The 20,212-nt window shown below is 72.8% G+C and carries 16 protein-coding genes; 13 read left to right on the top strand and 3 right to left on the bottom strand.

The annotated features are described in order from the left end of the window. The first annotated feature begins 43 nt into the window (after positions 1 to 43). From FB554_RS13980 to FB554_RS13970, 3 genes are read left to right on the top strand one after another with little or no spacing between them, the layout of a single operon-like run. On the top strand, positions 44 to 1,204 hold the full coding sequence (locus tag FB554_RS13980) for an acyl-CoA dehydrogenase family protein (RefSeq protein ID WP_142007621.1): 1,161 nt from the start codon (positions 44 to 46) through the stop codon (positions 1,202 to 1,204). A gap of 17 nt (positions 1,205 to 1,221) precedes the next feature. Further along, complete coding sequence (locus FB554_RS13975) at positions 1,222 to 2,223, top strand: asparaginase (RefSeq protein ID WP_142007005.1); 1,002 nt, start codon at positions 1,222 to 1,224, stop codon at positions 2,221 to 2,223. Beyond that, positions 2,220 to 3,314: a CaiB/BaiF CoA transferase family protein gene (locus FB554_RS13970; RefSeq protein WP_142007004.1), complete on the top strand. Its 1,095-nt coding sequence runs from the start codon at positions 2,220 to 2,222 to the stop codon at positions 3,312 to 3,314. Before FB554_RS13975 ends, FB554_RS13970 begins: the two co-directional genes overlap by 4 nt. A 10-nt stretch (positions 3,315 to 3,324) precedes the next feature. Here the strand turns inward: FB554_RS13970 and trxA are convergent, their stop codons facing one another. Then, complete coding sequence (gene trxA / locus FB554_RS13965) at positions 3,325 to 3,717, bottom strand: thioredoxin (protein WP_142007003.1); 393 nt, start codon at positions 3,715 to 3,717, stop codon at positions 3,325 to 3,327. 116 nt (positions 3,718 to 3,833) lie between these two features. Between trxA and FB554_RS13960 the strand changes: the two genes are divergently transcribed. Together FB554_RS13960 and FB554_RS13955 are read left to right on the top strand one after the other, a co-directional pair. After that, entirely contained in the window at positions 3,834 to 5,048 is a 1,215-nt protein-coding gene (locus tag FB554_RS13960) for a YbfB/YjiJ family MFS transporter (RefSeq protein ID WP_142007002.1), read from the top strand. Between the two features lie 22 nt (positions 5,049 to 5,070). Continuing rightward, positions 5,071 to 5,994 (top strand): class I SAM-dependent methyltransferase, encoded by a 924-nt coding sequence (locus tag FB554_RS13955; protein WP_142007001.1) that lies wholly within the window; start codon positions 5,071 to 5,073, stop codon positions 5,992 to 5,994. A 621-nt stretch (positions 5,995 to 6,615) separates the two neighbouring features. On the opposite strand, the gene FB554_RS13950 is transcribed toward FB554_RS13955, so the two are convergent. Next, complete coding sequence (locus FB554_RS13950) at positions 6,616 to 7,362, bottom strand: class I SAM-dependent methyltransferase (RefSeq protein ID WP_142007000.1); 747 nt, start codon at positions 7,360 to 7,362, stop codon at positions 6,616 to 6,618. A gap of 91 nt (positions 7,363 to 7,453) precedes the next feature. Here FB554_RS13950 and FB554_RS13945 point away from each other — a divergent pair, with 91 nt between their 5' ends. The 8 genes from FB554_RS13945 (at position 7,454) to FB554_RS17230 (ending at position 16,809) form a co-directional block, all read left to right on the top strand. Further along, the gene (locus tag FB554_RS13945; protein WP_142006999.1) at positions 7,454 to 8,260 is read left to right on the top strand and encodes a crotonase/enoyl-CoA hydratase family protein; all 807 of its coding nucleotides are present in this window, start codon (positions 7,454 to 7,456) and stop codon (positions 8,258 to 8,260) included. 62 nt (positions 8,261 to 8,322) lie between these two features. Next, positions 8,323 to 10,065, top strand: a complete 1,743-nt coding sequence (locus FB554_RS13940; RefSeq protein WP_142006998.1) for a pyruvate dehydrogenase — start codon at positions 8,323 to 8,325, stop codon at positions 10,063 to 10,065. Positions 10,066 to 10,077: 12 nt separating this feature from the next. Further along, complete coding sequence (locus FB554_RS13935) at positions 10,078 to 12,129, top strand: NAD(+) synthase (RefSeq protein ID WP_142006997.1); 2,052 nt, start codon at positions 10,078 to 10,080, stop codon at positions 12,127 to 12,129. A gap of 118 nt (positions 12,130 to 12,247) precedes the next feature. Continuing rightward, positions 12,248 to 13,300 (top strand): iron-siderophore ABC transporter substrate-binding protein, encoded by a 1,053-nt coding sequence (locus tag FB554_RS13930; RefSeq protein ID WP_142006996.1) that lies wholly within the window; start codon positions 12,248 to 12,250, stop codon positions 13,298 to 13,300. 4 nt (positions 13,301 to 13,304) lie between these two features. After that, positions 13,305 to 14,357, top strand: coding sequence for a FecCD family ABC transporter permease (locus FB554_RS13925; protein ID WP_142006995.1), 1,053 nt, complete (start codon positions 13,305 to 13,307; stop codon positions 14,355 to 14,357). Continuing rightward, the gene (locus FB554_RS13920; protein ID WP_142006994.1) at positions 14,357 to 15,433 is read left to right on the top strand and encodes a FecCD family ABC transporter permease; all 1,077 of its coding nucleotides are present in this window, start codon (positions 14,357 to 14,359) and stop codon (positions 15,431 to 15,433) included. Before FB554_RS13925 ends, FB554_RS13920 begins: the two co-directional genes overlap by 1 nt. A 7-nt stretch (positions 15,434 to 15,440) precedes the next feature. Continuing rightward, a complete protein-coding gene (locus FB554_RS13915; RefSeq protein ID WP_142007620.1) occupies positions 15,441 to 16,343 on the top strand; it encodes an ABC transporter ATP-binding protein in 903 nt (300 codons plus the stop codon). A gap of 328 nt (positions 16,344 to 16,671) precedes the next feature. Then, complete coding sequence (locus FB554_RS17230) at positions 16,672 to 16,809, top strand: hypothetical protein (RefSeq protein ID WP_170206891.1); 138 nt, start codon at positions 16,672 to 16,674, stop codon at positions 16,807 to 16,809. A 56-nt stretch (positions 16,810 to 16,865) separates the two neighbouring features. Here FB554_RS17230 and FB554_RS13910 read toward each other — a convergent pair whose 3' ends face one another. Beyond that, a complete protein-coding gene (locus FB554_RS13910; protein ID WP_236022408.1) occupies positions 16,866 to 20,180 on the bottom strand; it encodes a DEAD/DEAH box helicase in 3,315 nt (1,104 codons plus the stop codon). Positions 20,181 to 20,212 lie beyond the last annotated feature (32 nt).

Genomic DNA, 20,212 nt, shown 5'->3' with positions numbered 1-20,212 from the left:
GGGGTGAACGCCCGAGGAGAGGAGCACCGCCGTGCCCGCACCCATGACCACCGATCAGCTGTTCGCCCTCGACACCCTGCTCGACGACGACGAGCGCGCGATCCGCGACGCGGTGCGCCGCTTCGTCGACGAGCGGATCAAGCCCGACATCGGCGAGTGGTTCGAGACCGGTGAGCTGCCCGCCCGCGAGCTCGCGCTCGAGCTCGGCAAGCTCGGTGTGCTCGGCATGCACCTCGAGGGCTACGGCGCCGCGGGCATGTCCGCGACGTCGTACGGCCTGGCCTGCCAGGAGCTGGAGGCCGGCGACTCCGGCATCCGCAGCCTGGTGTCGGTGCAGGGCTCGCTCGCGATGTACGCCATCCACGCCTACGGCTCGGAGGAGCAGAAGCAGGAGTGGTTGCCGCGGATGGCCGCCGGCGAGGCCATCGGCTGCTTCGGCCTGACCGAGCCCGACTTCGGCTCCAACCCGGCCGGCATGCGCACCCGCGCCAGGCGCGACGGCGACGACTGGGTGCTCAACGGCACGAAGATGTGGATCACCAACGGCTCGATCGCCGACGTCGCGGTCGTCTGGGCGCAGACCGACGAGAAGATCCGCGGGTTCGTCGTGCCCACCGACTCGGCCGGGTTCAGCGCCCCCAAGATCGGCAAGAAGCTGTCGCTGCGCGCGTCGGTCACCTCCGAGCTGGTGCTGGAGGACGTGCGTCTGCCCGGCAGCGCGGTGCTGCCCGAGGTGCAGGGGCTGCGCGGCCCGCTCGGCTGCCTCAACGAGGCCCGGTTCGGCATCGTGTTCGGGGCGATGGGCGCCGCGCGCGACTGCCTGCAGAGCGCGATCGAGTACGCCCAGGACCGCAAGGTCTTCGACAAGTCGCTCGCGGGTTATCAGCTGACCCAGGCCAAGCTCGCCGACATGGCGCTCGAGCTCGGCAAGGGCCAGCTGCTCGCGCTGCACCTGGGCCGGCTCAAGGACGCCGGCACCCTGCAGTCGGAGCAGGTGAGCGTCGGCAAGCTCAACAACGTGCGCGAGGCGATCCAGATCGCGCGCACGTGCCGCACCATCCTGGCCGCCAACGGGATCACGCTGGAGTACCCCGTCATCCGGCACGCCAACAACCTCGAGTCGGTGCTGACGTACGAAGGCACCAGCGAGGTGCACCAGCTGGTCATCGGCAAGGCGCTCACGGGGGCGGAGGCCTTCCGCTGAGCACGACCGAGCAGCCCGTGCCCACCATCCGGCCGCGCGTGGGCTACCTCGCGCTCGGCGGCACCATCGCCTCGATCCCCGACGAGCCCGGCGCGCCGAGCCGACCGGGCCTCGGCGCCGCCCAGATCGCGGCGGCCGTGCCGGGCCTGACGGACGTGGCCGACGTCGCGGGCGAGGACCTGCTGCAGGTCAGCAGCGCCCGGGTGACGATGCCCGACCTGCTGCGGGTCGCGGCCCGCGCGCGCGAGCTGGTCGACGGCGGCGCCGACGGGGTCGTGGTGTCGCAGGGCACCGACAGCCTCGAGGAGAGCGCCTTCCTGCTCGACCTCGTCTGGGACCGCCCGGAGCCGCTGGTGCTGACCGGCGCGATGCGCGGCGCGAGCGTGGTCGGGGCCGACGGGCCGGCCAACCTGCTGGCGTCGGTGCGCACGGCCGTCTCGCCGCAGTCGCGCGACCTCGGCGTGCTCGTCGTGCTGGGCGACGAGCTGCACGCCGCGCGCTCGGTGCGCAAGGCGCACACCAGCAGCCCCGCTGCGTTCGTGTCGTGGCCGGGGCCGGTCGGCTGGGTGGTCGAGGACCGGGTGCGCGTCGCGCAGCGGCCGCACCGCCGCCCCGCGCTCCGCCTGCCCGACGCCGTCGAGGACGTGCCGCCCGTCGCCCTGGTGACGGCCACGCTCGGTGACGACGGCCGGCTGCTCGGCGCGCTGCCCGACCTCGGCTATCGCGGCGCCGTGATCGCGGCGTTCGGCGGCGGGCACGTGCACACCAGCTGGCTCGACCCGCTGCGCGCGCTCGTCGGGCGCATGCCGGTGGTGCTGGCCTCGCGCACCGGCGCGGGCGAGGTGCTGAGCCGCACCTACGGATACTCCGGCGGCGAGGTCGAGCTGCTCGAGATGGGGCTCGTGCGCGCCGGCGCCCTCGTACCGCTCCAGGCGAGGCTGCTGCTCCAGGCCGCCCTGCTCGCGGAAACCGATGTCGCACAAGCCTTCTCGACGCATGCCGGTGGCGAGCTGCGATGACCGGTGCACTCGAGGGCCTGGTCGTCGCCGACTTCGGGCGGGTGCTGGCGGCGCCCTACGCGACGATGCTGATGGCCGACCTCGGCGCCGAGGTGATCAAGATCGAACGGCCCGGCGCCGGTGACGACACCCGCGCCTGGGGGCCGCCGTTCACCGACGACGGCGAGTCGACGTACTTCCTGTCGGTCAACCGCAACAAGTCCTCCCGCGTCCTCGACCTGCGCACCGACGAGGGGCGAGACGCGGCGCTCGCGCTGGCGGCCGAGGCCGACGTGGTGATCGAGAACTTCCTGCCCGGGGTCATGGACCGGCTCGGTCTCGGGCTCGACGACGTGCGCGCCGTCAACGACGACGTGATCTATTGCAGCGTCACCGGATTCGGCCGCGACTCGCAGATGCCCGGCTACGACCTCCTGGTGCAGGCGATGAGCGGGCTGATGTCGGTGACCGGGCCGTCGCCCGACGAGCCGACCAAGGTCGGGGTGGCGCTGCTCGACATCATCACCGGGCTGCACGCGACCACCGGGATCCTCGCGGCGCTGCGGCACCGCGACCGCACCGGCGAGGGGCAGCGGGTCGAGGTCAACCTGCTGTCGTCGGCGCTGTCGGCCCTCGCCAACCAGGCGTCGGCCCACCTGCTGACCGGTGTCGTGCCCGTCGCGACCGGCAACGAGCACCCCTCGATCGCGCCCTACGCGCTCTATCGCACCGCCGACCGGCCGGTGATCCTGGCCGTCGGCAACGACCGCCAGTTCGCTTCTCTCGCAACCGAGCTCGGCGTCCTGCAGCTCGCGAGCGACGCGCGCTTCGAGACCAACGCCGCCCGGGTCGCGCACGCCGGTGAGCTCACCGCCGAGCTCGAGCGGCTGCTCGAGAGCGACGGGGCCGACGCGTGGTCGCAGCGGCTGCTCGCCGCGGGCGTGCCCTGCGGTCCGGTCAACACGCTGCCCGACGCGTTCGCCCTGGCCGAGCGCGTGGGCGCGCCGGCCGTGGTCGAGATCGATGGCGTACGCCAGGTGGCCAACCCGATCCGGCTCAGCGCCACGCCGGCGGACTACCGCCGCCGCCCGCCCCGCCTCGGCGAGGAGTGAGGCCGGTCGCTCACTCCGGCTGGTCGCCGGAGGCCTGCTCGCCCTGCTGCTGCTCGGCGACCTTGGCGCGCACGTCGTCCATGTCGAGCGCGCGCACCTGGGAGATGAGGTCCTCCAGCGCCGCGGGTGGGAGCGCGCCGGGCTGCGCGTGCAGCAGGATGCCGTCGCGGAAGGCCATCACCGTCGGGATCGAGGTGATGCCGAGCGCCGCGCCCAGCTGCTGCTCGGCCTCGGTGTCGACCTTGCCGAAGACGATGTCCTCGTGCTTGTCGGACGAGTCCTCGTACACCGGCGCGAACTGGCGGCACGGGCCGCACCACGACGCCCAGAAGTCGACGAGCACGATGCCCTCGCCCTGGACGGTCTGCTGGAAGTTGTCGGCGGTCAGCTCTTGCGTTGCCATGGGTGCTCCTGCACTAGCGGTCACATTCGTCCACTCTGTACAACGAGCATGAACCATGCGCATTCCACACCTTCTGGCGGGCGGGGCCGCCGCGTCGCGCCACTAGGTTCACGAGAGTGACGACGACGACTCGGCGCGACGACGGGAACGGCAGCATCGCGGTCGCGGTCGGCATGTCGGCCGGTCCGCTGATCGCGCTCGGGCTCGCGCGGTTCGCGTACGCCCTCCTCCTGCCGCCCATGCGCGACCAGCTCGCGTGGTCCTACTCCGCGGCCGGGACGCTCAACACCACCAACGCCGCTGGCTATCTGATCGGGGCGCTCGCCGCACCCACGCTCGCGACCCGGCTCGGCGCGCGGCGCTGCTTCCTGCTCGGCTGCGCCGCCACCGCGCTGATGCTCCTGGCCACCGCCTCGACGAGCAGCTTCGCGCTGCTGCTGGTGATCCGTCTGCTCGCGGGGCTCTTCGGCGCGCTGAGCTTCGTGCTCGGCGCCGGCATCGTGGCCGAGGCCAGCCACCGCGCCAGCAAGGGGCGGGCCGCGCTCATGCTCGGGATCTACTTCGGCGGTGCCGGGCTCGGCATCGTGCTGGCCGGCCTGCTCGTGCCGGCGATCCTCGCGGTCACCGACGACAGCTGGCGCCTCGGCTGGGTGGCGCTAGCCGCCGTGGCGGCCGCGGCGACGGTCGTGGCGGCCTGGGCCTGCCGGCGTACGTCCGACCCGGCCCCTCCCGCGGCCGACGCCGAGCGCTGGGACCGGCGCTCGATCGCCCCCGTCGTCGCGGGCTACACCTGCTTCGGCATCGGCTACATCGCCTACCTGACGTTCGTCATCGCGCTGCTGACCGAGCGCGGGTTCAGCACGCCGCAGGTCGCCACGTTCTGGGCCGTGGTCGGGGTGGCCGCCTCGGCCAGCGGGCTCGTGTGGGGACGGGTGCTCGGGCGGCTGCCCGGCGGGCGCGGCATGGCGCTGGTGATGGGGGTGCTCGCGCTCGGCACCGCGATGCCGGCGTGGAGCACCGAGCCGGCCCTGGCGTACGTCAGTGGTGCCCTCGTCGGCGGCACCTTCCTCACCGTCGTGACGGCAATGACGGTGGCGGTGCGCGAGGCGCTGCCGCAGCCGCACTGGACCGCCGGAATGGCTTTTGCCACAGTCGGTTTCGGCCTCGGCCAGACCGTGGGGCCGGTGCTCACCGGGTGGGTGAGCGACCGGCTGGACAGCCTCACCTCCGGCTTGCTCGTCTCGGCCGCGGTGCTGGTGCTCGGCATCGTGCTCGCGCTCGCCCAACCCCGCCCGGCGACTGGCCCGGGGGCGGAGCGGTCCACCCTCTGAGGGCCGTTGCTAGCGTGCGCCGATGCACGACGACGCTGCACTGCTGAGCGCCCAGGTCCAGGCCGAGCTCGACACCATCAAGGGCTGGTTCTTCCCCAGCGACCGGCGCATCTTCTCCTGGCTGCTGGCCCGGCAGACCGAGCTCGGGGTGCACGGCAACCTGGTCGAGCTGGGCAGCTACCTCGGCAAGAGCGCGGTGCTCATCGGTGACTACGTGCAGCCCGGCGAGACCTTCACGGTGCTCGACCTGTTCGAGGGCGAGACCAGCGATGCCGGCAACGCCGCCGAGCAGGCCGACTCCTACGCCACGCTCACCGAGCAGCGCTTCGCCGAGAACTACCTGCGCTTCCACCCGCAGCTGCCGACGGTCGTGCGCGACGTGTCGTCGGTCATCGTCGACCGGGTGCCGGCCGGGTCGTGCCGCTTCGTGCACGTCGACGCCTCGCACCTGTACGACCACGTCGCGGTCGACGTCGACTCCGCCCGCACCCTGCTCGGCGAGCAGGGGATCGTGGCGTTCGACGACTACCGCAGCGAGCACTGCCCCGGTGTCGCGGCCGCCGTGTGGGAGGGCGTGCTGGACAAGGGGCTGCAGGTCATCGGCGTCTCGGAGAACAAGCTCTACGCCACCTGGGGCGACCCCGAGCCGTGGCGCACCGCGCTGCTGGAGTGGCTGACCGACGACCAGAACGCCTGGGGCCAGCGGCTCGCGGTGTACGACCAGTCGATCGTGCGCGCCAAGGCGTGGTTCCCCCGGGCGATGCCACCGCCTCCCGCGCCTGCGCCGAGGCCGGTCGCTGAGTCCGCTCCGGCGAAGGCGGGGGCTGCCGGCCAGCCGGCCGAGGACGTACGGCGGGAGGGGCGGGTCAAGCACCTCGCCAAGGACCTGCTCCCCCCGGTCGTCTCCCGTCACCTCGCCCGCCGCCTGCGCGCCCGCCGCCGCTGAGCCCACCAAGCTGGTCGAGCGGCCCAAGGTGGTCGAGTAGGCCGGAGCGCTAGCGGAGGCCGTATCGAGACCCCTCACCCCAACAAGCAGGTCGAGTAGGCCGGAGCGCAGCGGAGGCCGTATCGAGACCCCCTTCCACGGTGGTCGAGTAGGCCGAGCCGCTAGGCGAGGCCGTATCGAGACCCGTCACCACTCGCTGTGGTCACCGAAAGGCGCCGGGAAGCGGGAGCGGGTGCGTGGTCGGCCTGGTCTGGCGGCTCACCGTGGCGACGTTTCTGACAGAGCCGGACGTTGTTGACACGGACTGGCGTTGTTGACAGACGTGCGTGCTGTAGCAGCCCTTTGTGTCAACAACGCACTGTCGTGTCGAGATCGTGGGGTGCTGTCAGGACCGACCACTCTGGTGCCGTACGCCATCGGCGACTCGCGAATCCGACGTCACCCCAGGCGTACTCACGCCTCCCGGCGCCTTTCGGTCACCACACGAGTAGGTGACCCGGTCTCGATACGGGCTCGTCCCTCGCGCTACAGGGCGACGCTCGACCAGCTTGGTGGGGACTCGCTCCGGCCTCCTCGACCAGCGTGGGGGAGCCGCTCGACCACCTCGGGCGGCCGCACCTCTCAGCTCGCCGCGAGCCAGCGGCGCAGGCCGTGGTGGCCGCCGCGCCGCTCACCCCGCTGCATCGTCAGGACCGTGCTCGAGGAGAGCGTGCCGTCGACGACGAGGGGGCGGCGCTGGACGACCTGCATGCCGTGCTTGCCGAGCTCGGCGGCGAGGTCCCACGGATAGCTGTGCCGGCCGAGGTAGGCCGGCTCGTCGATGGTGACGATCATCGGCGCGAGGCGGGCGAGGGTGGCGAACAGCCCGACGCTGTCGGGGTGGGTGTGCAGCAGGGTGCGCACCGCGATTACCAGCGAGAAGCTGTCGTCGGGCAGCTCGGCAAGCAGCTCTTCGGCCGGGCCGACGAGCATCTCGACGCCGGCCAGCTGCGGGTGCAGCTCGCGCATCCGTTGCACCGCAAGGGGATTGATCTCCACGCCGGTGACGTTGGTGACGCCGTGGTCGACCAGCGCCGCGAGCGTGGCGCCGAGGCCGGAGCCGACCTCGAGCACCCTGTCGTCGGGGCCGAGGGCGCTGGCCTGGCGCAGGATCGCCTCGACCGACGCCTCGGTGAAGGGGAGCGGCTTGATCGGGCGCTCGGGGTCGGTCCAGAACATCCGCTGCTTGTGCAGCGACTGCATCGCCGGGCGCCGGACCAGGAAGCGCGACGTGGCGGGCGCGGCGGCGACGACCCGGTCGCGCAGCGGGCGCACCCGATGCTTCACCGTCTCGGTGGCTCGCCACCAGCCCCGCCTGATGTCCCGCATGCCGGCCAGTCAAGACCTGCGCTCCGGCGTGCCGCAACCGCGCGCGGGTGACTCACAGAGGACTCCCAGCCAGCGCCGTACGGTGTGAGCCATGCCCTCATCGACCGTGTCCTGCCAGGTGTCCGACGGCGTCGCCCGCGTGCGGCTGGAGCGCCCCGACAAGCTCAACGCCCTCACCCTCGACACGCTCGACGAGCTGGTCGCCACCGCGCACCGGCTGCGGCGCGACCGGTCGCTGCGGGCCGTCGTGCTCAGCGGCGCGGGCCGCTCGTTCTGCGCCGGGCTCGACTTCGGCTCGGTCGCCGAGGACGGTCAGCTGGCGGTGCTGCGCCGGTTCGCGCCCCGCCCGTGGCGCGGCACCAACACCTTCCAGGAGGCCTGCTGGGCGTGGCGGCGGCTGCCCGTCCCCGTCGTCGCCGTCGTGCACGGGCACTGCCTCGGCGGCGGTCTGCAGATCGCGATGGGCGCCGACTTCCGCATCACCGCGCCCGACGCGCAGTGGTCGGTGCTCGAGGGCAAGTGGGGGCTGGTGCCCGACATGTCCGGGGTGCGCACGCTCGCGCAGCAGCTCGGTCTCGACGTCGCCAAGCGCCTGACGATGACCGGCGAGACGGTCTCGGGCACCGAGGCGGTCCGGCTCGGCCTCGCGACGCAGAGCGCCGACGACCCGGCCGCGGCCGCCGACGAGCTGGTCGACCAGCTGCTCACCCGCTCGCCCGACGCCGTCGCCGCCGCCAAGCGCCTCTTCGACACGCGCTGGAGCGCCAGCCCCCGACGTACGTTCGCGCGCGAGCGCTGGGAGCAGGCGGTGCTGCTGGCCGCGCCCAACACCGGGCGCATCCGCAAGGCCGCGCGCTCCTCGGCGCCGGCCCGGTTCAGCCCGCGCCTGCTCCCCTGAGGACACCAAGGGGTGGCGGCGTAGCGTCGGAGGCGACACCCGACCCGTCGCGAAGGAGCGTCATGAAGCTCGCCGAGCAGATCGTCCAGCAGCTGCAGCAGGCGGGGGTGCGCCGGATCTACGGGATCGTCGGTGACAGCCTCAACCCGGTGGTCGACGCGGTGCGCCGCACCGGCGGGTCCAAGGCCGGCGGGATCGACTGGATCCACGTGCGCCACGAGGAGGCCGCGGCGTTCGCGGCGGGCGCCGACGCCCAGCTCACCGGCGAGCTGGTGGCCTGCGCCGGCTCCTGCGGCCCGGGCAACCTGCACCTGATCAACGGGCTCTACGACGCCAACCGCTCGCACGCGCCCGTGGTCGCGATCGCCAGCCACATCCCGAGCAGCCAGATCGGTCAGGGCTACTTCCAGGAGACCCACCCCGACCGGATCTTCACCGAGTGCTCGGTCTACTCCGAGCTGGTCAGCACGCCCGCGCAGTCGCCCCGCGTGGTCGCCGCGGCCATCCGGCACGCGGTCGGCGCGCCCGGCGTCGCGGTCATCACCCTCCCCGGCGACATCGCCGACGAGGAGGCCACCGCCGACGCCCCGCTGTACGTCCCCGTCGAGCCGGGCGTGCTCCAGCCGCCGGCGTCGGTGGTCCAGCGTCTCGCCGACGCGATCAACGACTCCGACAAGGTCGCCCTGTTCGTCGGCGCCGGCGCCGCGGGCGCGCACGACGAGGTCATCGAGCTCGCCGAGAAGATCGGGGCGCCCGTCGGGCACACGCTGCGCGGCAAGGAGGTCGTGCAGTACGACAACCCCAACGACGTCGGCATGACCGGTCTGCTCGGCTACGGCGCCGCCGCCGAGGGCCTCGACGAGGCCGACCTGCTGATCATGCTCGGCACCGACTTCCCCTACGACCAGTTCCTGCCCGACGACGTGACGACCGCCCAGGTCGACACCGACGCGACGGTGATCGGCCGGCGTACGGCCGTCGACCTGCCCGTGCACGGCGACGTGCGCGCCACGCTGGCCACCCTGCTCCCGCTGGTCGAGGCCAAGCGCAAGCACCGCTTCCTCGACCAGATGCACAAGCGGCACGACAAGCTGATGAACAAGGCGGTCGGGGCCTACACCAAGAACGTCGAGCACAAGCAGCCGATCCACCCCGAGTTCGCGGCGTCGATCCTCGACCAGGTCGCGGCCGACGACGCGATCTTCACCGCCGACACCGGCATGGGCAACGTCTGGACCGCCCGGTACCTCAACCCGCTCGGCACCCGGCGCCTGATCGGCAGCTTCCTGCACGGGTCGATGGCCAACGCGCTGCCGCAGGCCCTCGGCGCCCAGCTGGCCTACCCCGACCGGCAGGTCGTGTCGGTGAGCGGCGACGGCGGCCTCGCGATGCTGCTGGGGGAGCTGCTCACCGTGCGCATGTACGACCTGCCCATCAAGGTGGTGCTGTTCAACAACTCCACGCTCGGCATGGTCAAGCTGGAGATGCTCGTCGACAAGCTGCCCGACTTCGGCGTCGACGTGCCCGAGGTCGACTACGCCGCGATCGCCCAGGCGATGGGCTGGCACTCGGTGCGCATCACCGACCCGCGCAAGCTCGAGGCCGAGATGGCCGCGGCGTTCGCGCACGACGGGCCCGCGCTGATCGACGTCGTCACCGACCCGCTCGCGCTGTCGATCCCGCCGAAGATCTCCTCCTCGCAGGTGTTCGGCTTCGCGACCGCGATGAGCAAGATCGTGCTCAACGGCGGTGCGGGAGAGGCGATCTCGATGGCACGCTCCAACCTGCGCAACATCCCGCGCTGACACACTGCGGCCGTGGACTTCTTCTCCGCCTATCACCAGGGGTTCGCCCGGGTGGCGGCCTGCGCCCTGCCCGTGACGATCGGCGACCCCGCCGCCAACGCCCAGGCGATCCTCGAGCAGGCGCGCGCCTGCGACGAGCAGGCGGTGGCGGTCGCGGTCTTCCCCGAGCTGTCGCTGTCGGGATACGCCATCGACGACCTGCTGATGCAGCAGCCGCTGCTGGACGCGGTGCTCGACGCGATCGACACGCTCGTCGAGGCCAGCGCCGACCTGCTGCCGATGCTCGTGGTCGGTGCGCCGCTGCGGCACGGGTCGCGGCTGTTCAACTGCGCGGTGGTGATCCACCGCGGGCGCGTGCTGGGGGTGGCGCCGAAGTCGTACCTGCCGAACTACCGCGAGTTCTACGAGAAGCGGCACTTCGCGCCGGGCGACGACCAGCGCGGGCAGACGATCTGGCTGCGCGGCGAGCCGGTGCCGTTCGGTCCCGACCTGCTGTTCGCGGCGAGCGACGTGCCGGGGCTGGTCGTGCACGCCGAGGTTTGCGAGGACGTGTGGGTGCCGATCCCGCCGTCGGCCGAGGCGGCGCTCGCCGGCGCCACGGTGCTGCTCAACCTGTCGGCCTCGCCGATCACCGTCGGGCGGGCCGAGGACCGCCACCTGATGTGCCGCTCGCTGTCCGCGCGCGGCAACGCGGCGTACGTCTACACGGCGGCCGGGCAGGGCGAGTCCACGACCGACCTGTCGTGGGACGGCATGACGATGGTGTACGAGTGCGGCGGGCTGCTCGCCGAGGGCGACCGGTTCTCGGCCGAGCCGCTGACGAGCGTCGCCGACGTCGACCTCGACCGCCTCGTGCAGGAGCGCATCCGGCAGGGATCGTTCGACGACAACCGCCGCACGTTCGCCGACCGGATCGACGAGTTCCGTTCTGTCGCCTTCGAGCTCGCGCCCCCGTCGGGCGACGTGGGGCTGCGGCGCAGCATCGACCGCTTCCCGTTCGTGCCCGACGACCCGGCGCGGCTCGCGCAGGACTGCTACGAGGCGTACAACATCCAGGTGCACGGCCTGGAGCAGCGGATGCGCGCCATCGGCGAGCCGAAGCTGGTCATCGGCGTCTCGGGCGGGCTCGACTCCACGCACGCGCTGATCGTGGCCGCGCGCGCGATGGACCGGCTGGGTCGTCCGCGGTCGGACATCCTCGCGTACACCATGCCCGGGTTCGCGACCTCGAGCAGCACCAAGAGCAACGCCCAGCGGCTGTCGGAGCTGCTCGGCGTCACGTTCAGCGAGCTCGACATCCGCCCGGCGGCGACGCAGATGCTCGCCGACATGGGGCACCCGGCGGGGCAGGGCGAGCCGGTCTACGACGTGACGTTCGAGAACGTCCAGGCCGGGCTGCGCTACGACTACCTCTTCCGGCTGGCCAACCACCACGGCGGGATCGTGGTCGGCACCGGCGACATGTCCGAGCTCGCGCTCGGCTGGTGCACCTACGGCGTCGGCGACCAGATGTCGCACTACAACGTCAACGCCGGCATCCCGAAGACGCTGATCCAGCACGTGATCCGCTGGGTCATCGCCGAGGGCTTCTTCGACGACGCCGTCGACGCGGTGCTGGAGGAGATCGTCGAGCAGGAGATCAGCCCCGAGCTGGTGCCGAGCGGCGACGACGCGAAGCCGCAGTCGACCGAGGAGAAGATCGGGCCGTACGCCCTGCAGGACTTCACCCTGTTCCACGTCCACCGGCAGGGTGCGCGGCCCAGCAAGATCGCCTTCCTCGCCCACCACGCCTGGCGTGACGCCGAGGCGGGGGAGTGGCCGCCCGGTTATCCCGAGGATCGACGAATCTCCTACGACCTCAAGGAGATTCGCCACTGGCTCGTGGTGTTCCTGACGCGCTTCTTCGCCAACCAGTTCAAGCGGTCGGCGCTGCCGAACGGTCCCAAGGTCGTCGGCGGCGGGTCGATGTCGCCGCGGGGCGACTGGCGCATGCCGTCCGACGCCGTGGCCGCGACCTGGTTGGCCGAGCTGGACCGGGAGCTGCCGGAGTCGTCCGTGGAGTGACCGCGAGGGGGGCCTGGCGAGTCGCCGGAGCCTGTGGTTAGTCTGCCCTAAGTAACTTAAGGCTTGCCTAAACAGGTGAGCCGCGCAGACCGACCCGGACCGACCTCACGGAGACTCGATGCACCGCCGTTCCTTCCTCGCGCTCGTCTCGGCGACCGCCGCCGCCACGACGCTCGCCGCCTGCCAGACCGGCCCGTCCGGAGACAGCGGCGCCTCGGCGTCGTCGCCCTCGGGTGCCGGCAGCAGCGGCTCCGCGGCAGGTGCCTTCCCGGTCACCATCAAGCACGCGCTCGGCAGCACCACGATCGAGCAGAAGCCGACGCGGGTCGCGACCCTCGGCTGGTCCGACGCCGACATGGTGCTGGCGCTCGGCGTCGTGCCGGTCGGCTGCCCGAAGATCACCTGGGGCGGCAACAAGAACGAGTCCACCGACTCCTTCGACAAGGCGCTGGCCAAGATGGGCGGCCAGCAGCCCACCCGCTACAGCGACGCCGACGGCGCCCCGGTCGACGAGATCGCCAAGCTGCGCCCCGACCTGATCCTTGCGACCAACTCCGGCGTCACCAAGGAGGAGTACGCCCGCCTCTCCAAGATCGCGCCGGTCGTCGCCTACCCGGGCGAGGCGTACGGCACGTCCTGGCAGGACGGCGTGAAGCTGGCCGGGCAGGCGCTCGGCCTGGAGGGCAAGGCCAAGCAGGTCACCGCCGCGACCGAGAAGGCGATCCGCGACGCGGTCGCGAAGTACCCCGCGATCAAGGGCAAGACCGCCTCGTGGCTGATGATCCAGCCGACCGACCTGAGCAAGTTCGCGGCCTACACCACGCTCGACAACCGGCCGCGGATGCTGGAGAACCTCGGGATGAAGAACGCCCCGATCGTCACCCAGCTCAGCAAGGGCAAGAAGACGTTCTCGGTCGACATCTCCTCCGAGAAGGCCTCGACCCTCGACGCCGACGTCGTCGTGTTCTACATCGAGAAGCCGGGCGAGGAGAAGACCTTCACCAGCCACCCGCTCATCGGCCAGATCCCGGCGCTGAAGGACGGCGCCTACGTCGCGACGCTCGAGCCGGGCGAGAGCTACTTCATGTCGAGCCCGACGCCGCTGACCATCCCCGAGGGTCTCCCGCGCCTGCTGCCCAAGCTGCAGGCGGCGGCCACCAAGGCCAAGTAGTCCGGTGACGGCGACGATCGACGCCCCGACGACCCCGGCCACGCCGGCGGTCGCGAGCGCGCGCGGCTCGTCCGCGCGGGCGTACCTCGTGGTCGTGGGGGTGGGGGCGTTGGTCGTCGCCGCGGCGGCGCTGCTCTCGCTGGCGGTGGGCGCGGTGGCGCTCAGCCCGGGCGAGGTGCTGCGCAGCCTGTTCGGCTCGGCCGGGCAGAGCACGGACGCGCTCGTCGACGCGCGCGTGCAGCGCACCCTGGTCGGCATCCTGATCGGGGGCTCGGTCGCGGTCTCGGGTGCGGTGATGCAGGGGGTCACCCGCAACCCGCTGGCCGACCCGGGCATCCTCGGCGTCAACTCCGGCGCCGCGCTCGCGGTGATCCTCGGGATCTACTGGGCCGGGATCTCGACGCTGCCGGCCTACATCTGGCTGGCGGTGCTCGGCGGGTCGGTCGCCGCGGTCGCGGTGTACGCCATCGCGAGCCTCGGCCCGCGCGCCAGCCAGCCGGTGACGATGGCGCTGGCCGGTGCCGCCGTCACCGCCGCCGCCAGCAGCATCATCGCCGGGATCATGGTCACCTCCGACGAGGTGCTCGACACCTTCCGCTTCTGGCAGGTCGGGTCGGTCGCCGGGCGCGACGTCGACGCGATCGTGCCCGTGCTGCCGATGTTCCTCGTCGGCCTGCTGCTGTGCCTGGCCTCCGGCCCGATCCTCAACGCGCTCGCGCTGGGTGACGACATGGCCAGCGCTCTCGGGCAGCGGGTGCGCCTGGGGCGCCTGGTCGCCTCCTTCGGTGCCGTCCTGCTGTGCGCCGGCGCCACCGCCGTCGCCGGGCCGATCGGCTTCGTGGGCCTGGTCGTGCCGCACGTGGTGCGCCTGGTCGTCGGGCCCGACTACCGCCGGGTGCTCGTCGGGTCGATGTTCGGCGGGCCGGCGCTGCTGCTGCTCGCCGACACCGTCGGCCGGGTCGTCGCGCCGCCGGCCGAGATCTCGGTCGGCATCGTCACCGCCCTGATCGGCGCGCCCGCGCTGATCTGGCTCGTGCGCCGGGTGCGGACCTCGTGATGGCCGCCGTCCCCGCGACCGCGTTGGAGGCGCCCGAGACCGAGCCCGCCCGCGCCCGGGAGGTCGTGCGCGACGTCCGCCGGCGCGTACGCCGTCGTGCCGCCGTCGCGTTCGTCGCCGTCGGCCTGCTGTGGTTCGTGCTGTTCGCGGCCCGGGTGCTGCTCGGCGACTACACCGTCACCGCTCCCGACTTCGTGCGCATCGTGCTGGGCGAGGACATCCCGGTCGCATCGTTCCTCGTGATGGAGTCGAAGCTGCCGCGTGCGGTGGTCGGCACCCTCGCCGGCATCTCGTTCGGCGTGTCCGGCGCGGTGTTCCAGTCGATGCTGCGCAACCCGCTCGCCAGCCCCGACGTGATCGGCGTGAGCATGGGCGCCTCGGCCGCGGCGGTGATCGGGATCCTGTGGTTCGGCCTCGAGGGCGGCCCGGTCGCGCTGCTCGCCATCGGCGGCGGGCTGCTCGTCGCGCTCGCGGTCACCGTGCTGTCGGGCAGCCGCGGCACCGCCACGATGAAGCTGATCCTCATCGGCATCGGTCTCGCGGCGGCGCTGCAGTCGCTCGTGCAGTGGGTGTTCATCACCGCCGACGTGCGGCAGGCGAGCGACGCCCTGGTCTGGCTCACCGGCAGCCTCAACATGGCGACCTGGACGGAGATCGGGCAGGTGGCCCTCGCGGTGCTCGTGCTGCTGCCGGTCGTCGCGGTGCTGGTGCCGCGGCTGCGCGTGCTCGAGCTCGGTGACGACGCGTCGCAGGGCCTCGGCGTGCGGGCCGCCCCCACGCGCCTGGCGCTGATGTGCACGGTGGTGCTGATGATGGCGATCACCACCTCGGTGGTCGGGCCCATCGCGTTCGTGGCGCTGCTGTCCGGCCCGATCGCGCGCCGGCTCAACGGCGGACGCACCGCCATCGCCCTGGCCGGGGTCGTCGGCGCCTGCATCGTCGTGGCCGCCGACTACGTCGGGGCCTACGGCGTCGGCGACGACAACCTGCCCGTCGGGGTCGTGACCGGCATCGCCGGCGCGCCCTTCCTGCTCTGGCTGCTCGTGCGCAGCCGCCGTGTGATCAAGGACGGATGAGATGACCATGACCGACTCCTCCCTCGACACCGCAGGCCCGGCGGGCCCAGGGGCGACGGACGTACGCCCCGCCGTGACCGACGCCGACGTGCACCGCTCGGTGCGGGCCGACGCGGCCGGCGCCAGTCGGCTCGCGGCGCGGCAGGTGACGCTGGGCTACGGCGAGCGGCCGGTCGTCGAGGGCCTCGACGTGTCGGTGCCGACCGGGCGGATCACCGCGATCGTGGGGTCCAACGGGTGCGGCAAGTCGACGCTGCTGCGCGGCCTGTCGCGGCTGCTGAAGCCGACCGCCGGGCAGGTGCTGCTGGACGGGAAGTCGATCCACGACCGATCCACCAAGGAGGTCGCGCGCGTCGTCGGGCTGCTGCCGCAGTCGCCGATCGCGCCTGAGGGGATCACCGTCACCGAGCTGGTCAGCCGCGGCCGGCACCCGCACCACGGACTGCTGCGGCAGTGGTCGCGCGCCGACGACGAGGCCATCGCCCGGGCGCTGGAGCTCACCGGCACCACCGAGCTGGCCCACCGTGACGTCGACGCGCTCTCCGGCGGTCAGCGCCAGCGCGTCTGGATCGCGATGGTGCTCGCGCAGCAGACCGACCTGCTGCTGCTCGACGAGCCGACGTCGTTCCTCGACATCGCGCACGCCGTCGAGCTGCTCGACCTGGTGACCGACCTCAACGGTCACGGCGCCACCGTGGTGATGGTGCTGCACGACCTCAACCTCGCCGCGCGCTACGCCCACCACGTCGTCGCCATGTGCGACGGCCGGATCGTGCGCGAGGGCACGCCCGCCGAGGTCGTCACCGCCGACGTCGTCGAGGAGGTCTTCGGCGTTCCGTGCCAGGTGGTCGACGACCCGGTCGCCGGCAGCCCGCTGGTGGTCCCGATCGGCCGGCACCACCGCGGCTGAGCGGGGGACGCTCCCGGGCGCACGGGTCGGCGGTGGTCCGCGAGGGCGTGCGCCGGGCTCGCCTGGGTCGCAGGGGTCACGGGTCGGCGGTGGTCCGCCGGGGGGTGCGGTGGGGCGCACGGTTCGGCGGTGGTCCGCGGGGGCGTACGCCGGGCTCGCCTGCTTCGCAGGGCGCACGGTTCGGCGGTGGTCCGCGGGGGCGTACGCCGGGCTCGCCGGTGTGGTCGAACTCACCCCGCCACGGTTAGGCCGCGGAATATTTGCGACGTAGAATAGTTCTACATCGAAGAACTCGAAGTAGAACAAGCGCAGCAAGGAGTGACGAGGCATGACCCTCGCGAAGACCATCCGCACCCGACGTCAGCTCGCTCGCAACCGCCGCGCGCTCGCCCAGGCCATCTCCGACGCGTCGAGCCCCTCGATGCGCGCCGACCTGATCGCCGCGGCCCAGCGCCAGGGGTTCTGAGTCAGCACTGACGCAACCGGCCTCCGTCCCACTCGGGCGGGGGCCTTCTGCATGCCTCAGAGGTCGAGCAGCCCCCGGATGTCGTCGGCAGTGATCGCGCTGCTCAGTGCGCCGCCCGAGCCGAGCACCCGGTCGAACAGGTCGCGCTTGCGCTGCTGCAGGGCGACGACCTTGTCCTCGACCGTCCCCTCCGACACCAGCCGATAGACCATGACCTGCCGGGTCTGTCCGATGCGGTGGGTGCGGTCGATGGCCTGCGCCTCGGTGGCGGGGTTCCACCAGGGGTCGAGCACGAAGACGTAGTCGGCCTCGGTGAGGGTGAGCCCCGTGCCGCCCGCCTTGAGCGAGATGAGGAACGCCGCGGCGTCGCCCTCCTGGAACGCCCGCACCTGCTCGCTGCGCTCGGTGGCGGACATGGCGCCGTCGAGGTAGCAGGTCTCGAGCCCGGCCCGGTGCAACGCCTGCTCGGCGATGCGCAGGTATCGGGTGAACTGGCTGAACACCAGCGCCCGGTGCCCCTCGGCCGCGACCTCGCGCAGGTGCTCGACGAGCGCGGCGACCTTGGCGGAGGTGCCGACGTCGGAGTAGGAGTCGTCGATCAGGGCCGGGTCGAGCGCCAGCTGCCGCAGTCGGGTGAGCGAGGCGAGGATCGCGACGCGGTTGGCGTCGGGGTCGTCGAGCAGCCCCAGCACCCGCTGGCGCTCGCGCTGCAGGTGCTGGTCGTAGATGCGGGCGTGGGCCGGGGCCAGCGGCACGTGCGTCACCTGCACCTGCTTCTCGGGCAGGTCGGCCGCGACCTCGGCCTTGGTGCGGCGCATCATCAGCGGCCGGATGCGCCGCCGCAGCTGGTCGAGCAGCTCGGGCGCGCGGCCCGACTCGATCGGCCGCCGATAGCTCACCGTGAAGTCGTCGGGACGCGGGTAGAGCCCGGGAGCGGTGATCGACAGCAGCGACCACAGGTCCATCAGCGAGTTCTCCAGCGGGGTGCCCGAGATGGCCAGTCGGAACGGCGCCCGCACCTGCCGGACCGCTTGATAGGTCTTGGAGTGGTGGTTCTTCACCGCCTGCGCCTCGTCGAGCACCAGCCCGCGCCACGGCAGCGCGTGGAACTGCTCGTCGTCGAGCCGGAGCACGGCGTACGACGTCACCACCACGTCCGCGCCCGCCACCACCTCCTCGAGCGGCTCGCGACGCTTCCTGTGGGTCTGGGTGACGGCGACGACCCGCAGGTCAGGGGTGAACCGCGCGGCCTCGTCGACCCAGGCCCCGACCACCGACGTGGGGGCGACCACCAGCACCGGGCCGGCGTCGCCGCCGACCTCGCCGAGCTCGCGGGCGCGCGCGACGGTGGCCAGCGTCTGCAGCGTCTTGCCGAGGCCCATGTCGTCGGCGAGCACCCCGCCGAGGCCGGCGTCCCACAGCGTCGTCAGCCAGGCGTAGCCGTCGAGCTGGTAGGGACGCAGCTCGGCCCGCAGCCCCTGCGGCGGGTCGGGCGGGACCAGCTTGTCGAGCTGGCGCAGCCGCTCGACGGACTGCTCCCACGCCTGGGCCTGCTCGCCCACGACCCCGAGGTCGACCAGCTCCTGCCAGAGCCCGACCTGGAACCGGTTGATGCTGGTGCCCGACTCGCGGTCGGCCAGCTCGCGGGCCTCGCCGATCAGCGTGCGCAGCCGCTGCAGCGCCGGCCGGTCGAGCCGGAAGTAGGTGCCGGAGTCGAGCAGCATGAAGTCCTCGTCGCGCGCCAGCGCGGCGAACAGCGCCTCGAACGGCACCTCCTCGCCGTCGACCGTGACGTCGACGTGCAGGTCGAACCAGTCGGCGTCACCGCCCTCGGACTCGCTCGTGCCGATCTCGATGAGCGGCTCGGCGGTGGACTCCTCGTAGGCCGGGAGGTCGTCGGCGACCTCGATCTCGACGTCGTCGAGCAGGGCGAGCCGGTCGAGCGAGGCGGTGAGCCGCACCGCGTCGATGCCGGTGAGGGTGACGACCGCGGCCGGCCAGTGCCCCAGCCCGCCGACCAGCTCGTAGAGCCCCAGCGGGTGCAGGTGCTCGTGCAGCCGCTGGACCAGGGTCTGCTCGTCGTGCCGGCGGCGCACGGGCGAGGCCTCCCCGAGGCTGGTCGGCACCCGGGTGGGGCCGTAGCCGAAGAACTGCTGCACCACCACGTGCCCCGGCCTCAGGTCGCCCACGTGCAGCTGCAGCCGCAGCGGCTGGGCGCCGGCCCGCTCGGCCCGCGTCGTGCTCCCGTCGGACGAGCGCCGCCGCACCGGGGCGTGCCGCTCGAACGCGGGCAGGAAGTGGTGGGTGAAGGTGTCGGCGTCGCGCGAGGGCACCTGCACCGGCGGCATGCGCAGCAGCGCGAGCGCCAGCGGGTCGGGGTCGGGGGCCAGCGGCCCGAGCAGCAGCTCGCCGTCGTGCACCCCGATCACGCCGTGCGCCGGGTCGCCGAGCAGGTGCACCTCGGCGCCGGCGGGGAAGCCGTCGACGACCGCGGTCACGTCGAGCGCCCCCGAGGGGTCGTCGGCGACCTCGACGTCGAGCCGCGCGGGCTCGTGCAGCAGCCGCACGGTCTTGGTCGTCACGGCGGTGCGCCCGACGAGTCGGGACCGTTGCTCGGGCTCGAGCAGCACGCCGCCGGCGAGCACCTCGCGCAGCATCGGCCACACGATCGGCGGCGCGTCGTGCAGCGTCAGCGGCTGCGCGCCGGAGGTCCACTCACCGAGCGCCGCGGCCCGGGCGAGCGCGAGCAGCAGCTCCTGCTGCGGTCCGTCGGCGCGCACCCGGGCGCCGAGGTTGGCGAAGTCGGGGCGAAGCACCTCGCCCCAGCCGTACGTCTGGTGCCAGCGGCCCGTGCGGGTGCGCCGGCTCGGCCGCACCTCGACGTCGACCACCGGTGGGCGGCCGGCGGGCCCCGGCCGGTGCTGCAGCAGGAACAGCAGCCCCAGCTGCTCGGGCTCGGGGTGGCCGACCGCCGCGGCGCGCTCGGCGCGACTCAGCACCGACTGCAGCTCGGACCGCCACCGCGCCCCCGGGTCGGCCTGCTCGACCAGCTCCTCGCGCACCGCGAGCAGCACCGCCGCGACGTGCTTGCACGACGTCGTGACCGGGCAGCTGCACCGCCCGCTCCAGCGCGGCTCGCCGTCGAGGTCGCCGTCGCTCGCGATCATCGTGGAGTAGGGCGTCGGACGACCGCCGGCCACCACGCCCAGCAGCATCCGGCCCTGGTCGCCGGTGGTGACCGAGCGCACCCGCTCGGCGTCGACGTATCCCTGTCCGCGCTCCAGCGCCGGGGTGCCGCAGGCGCGGGCGATGGCGTCGTCGGTGACCCGAGTGACCCACTCGGCTCCCCGCACGTCGTACGCCCGTTCCACGTCTTCGACGGTAACCGCGACCACCGTCAGTC

The organism is Barrientosiimonas humi, assembly GCF_006716095.1.
GTDB classification, from domain to species: domain Bacteria; phylum Actinomycetota; class Actinomycetes; order Actinomycetales; family Dermatophilaceae; genus Barrientosiimonas; species Barrientosiimonas humi.
Note: the sequence above shows the minus strand (reverse complement) of the source record. Positions and strands in the feature narration are given on the sequence as shown.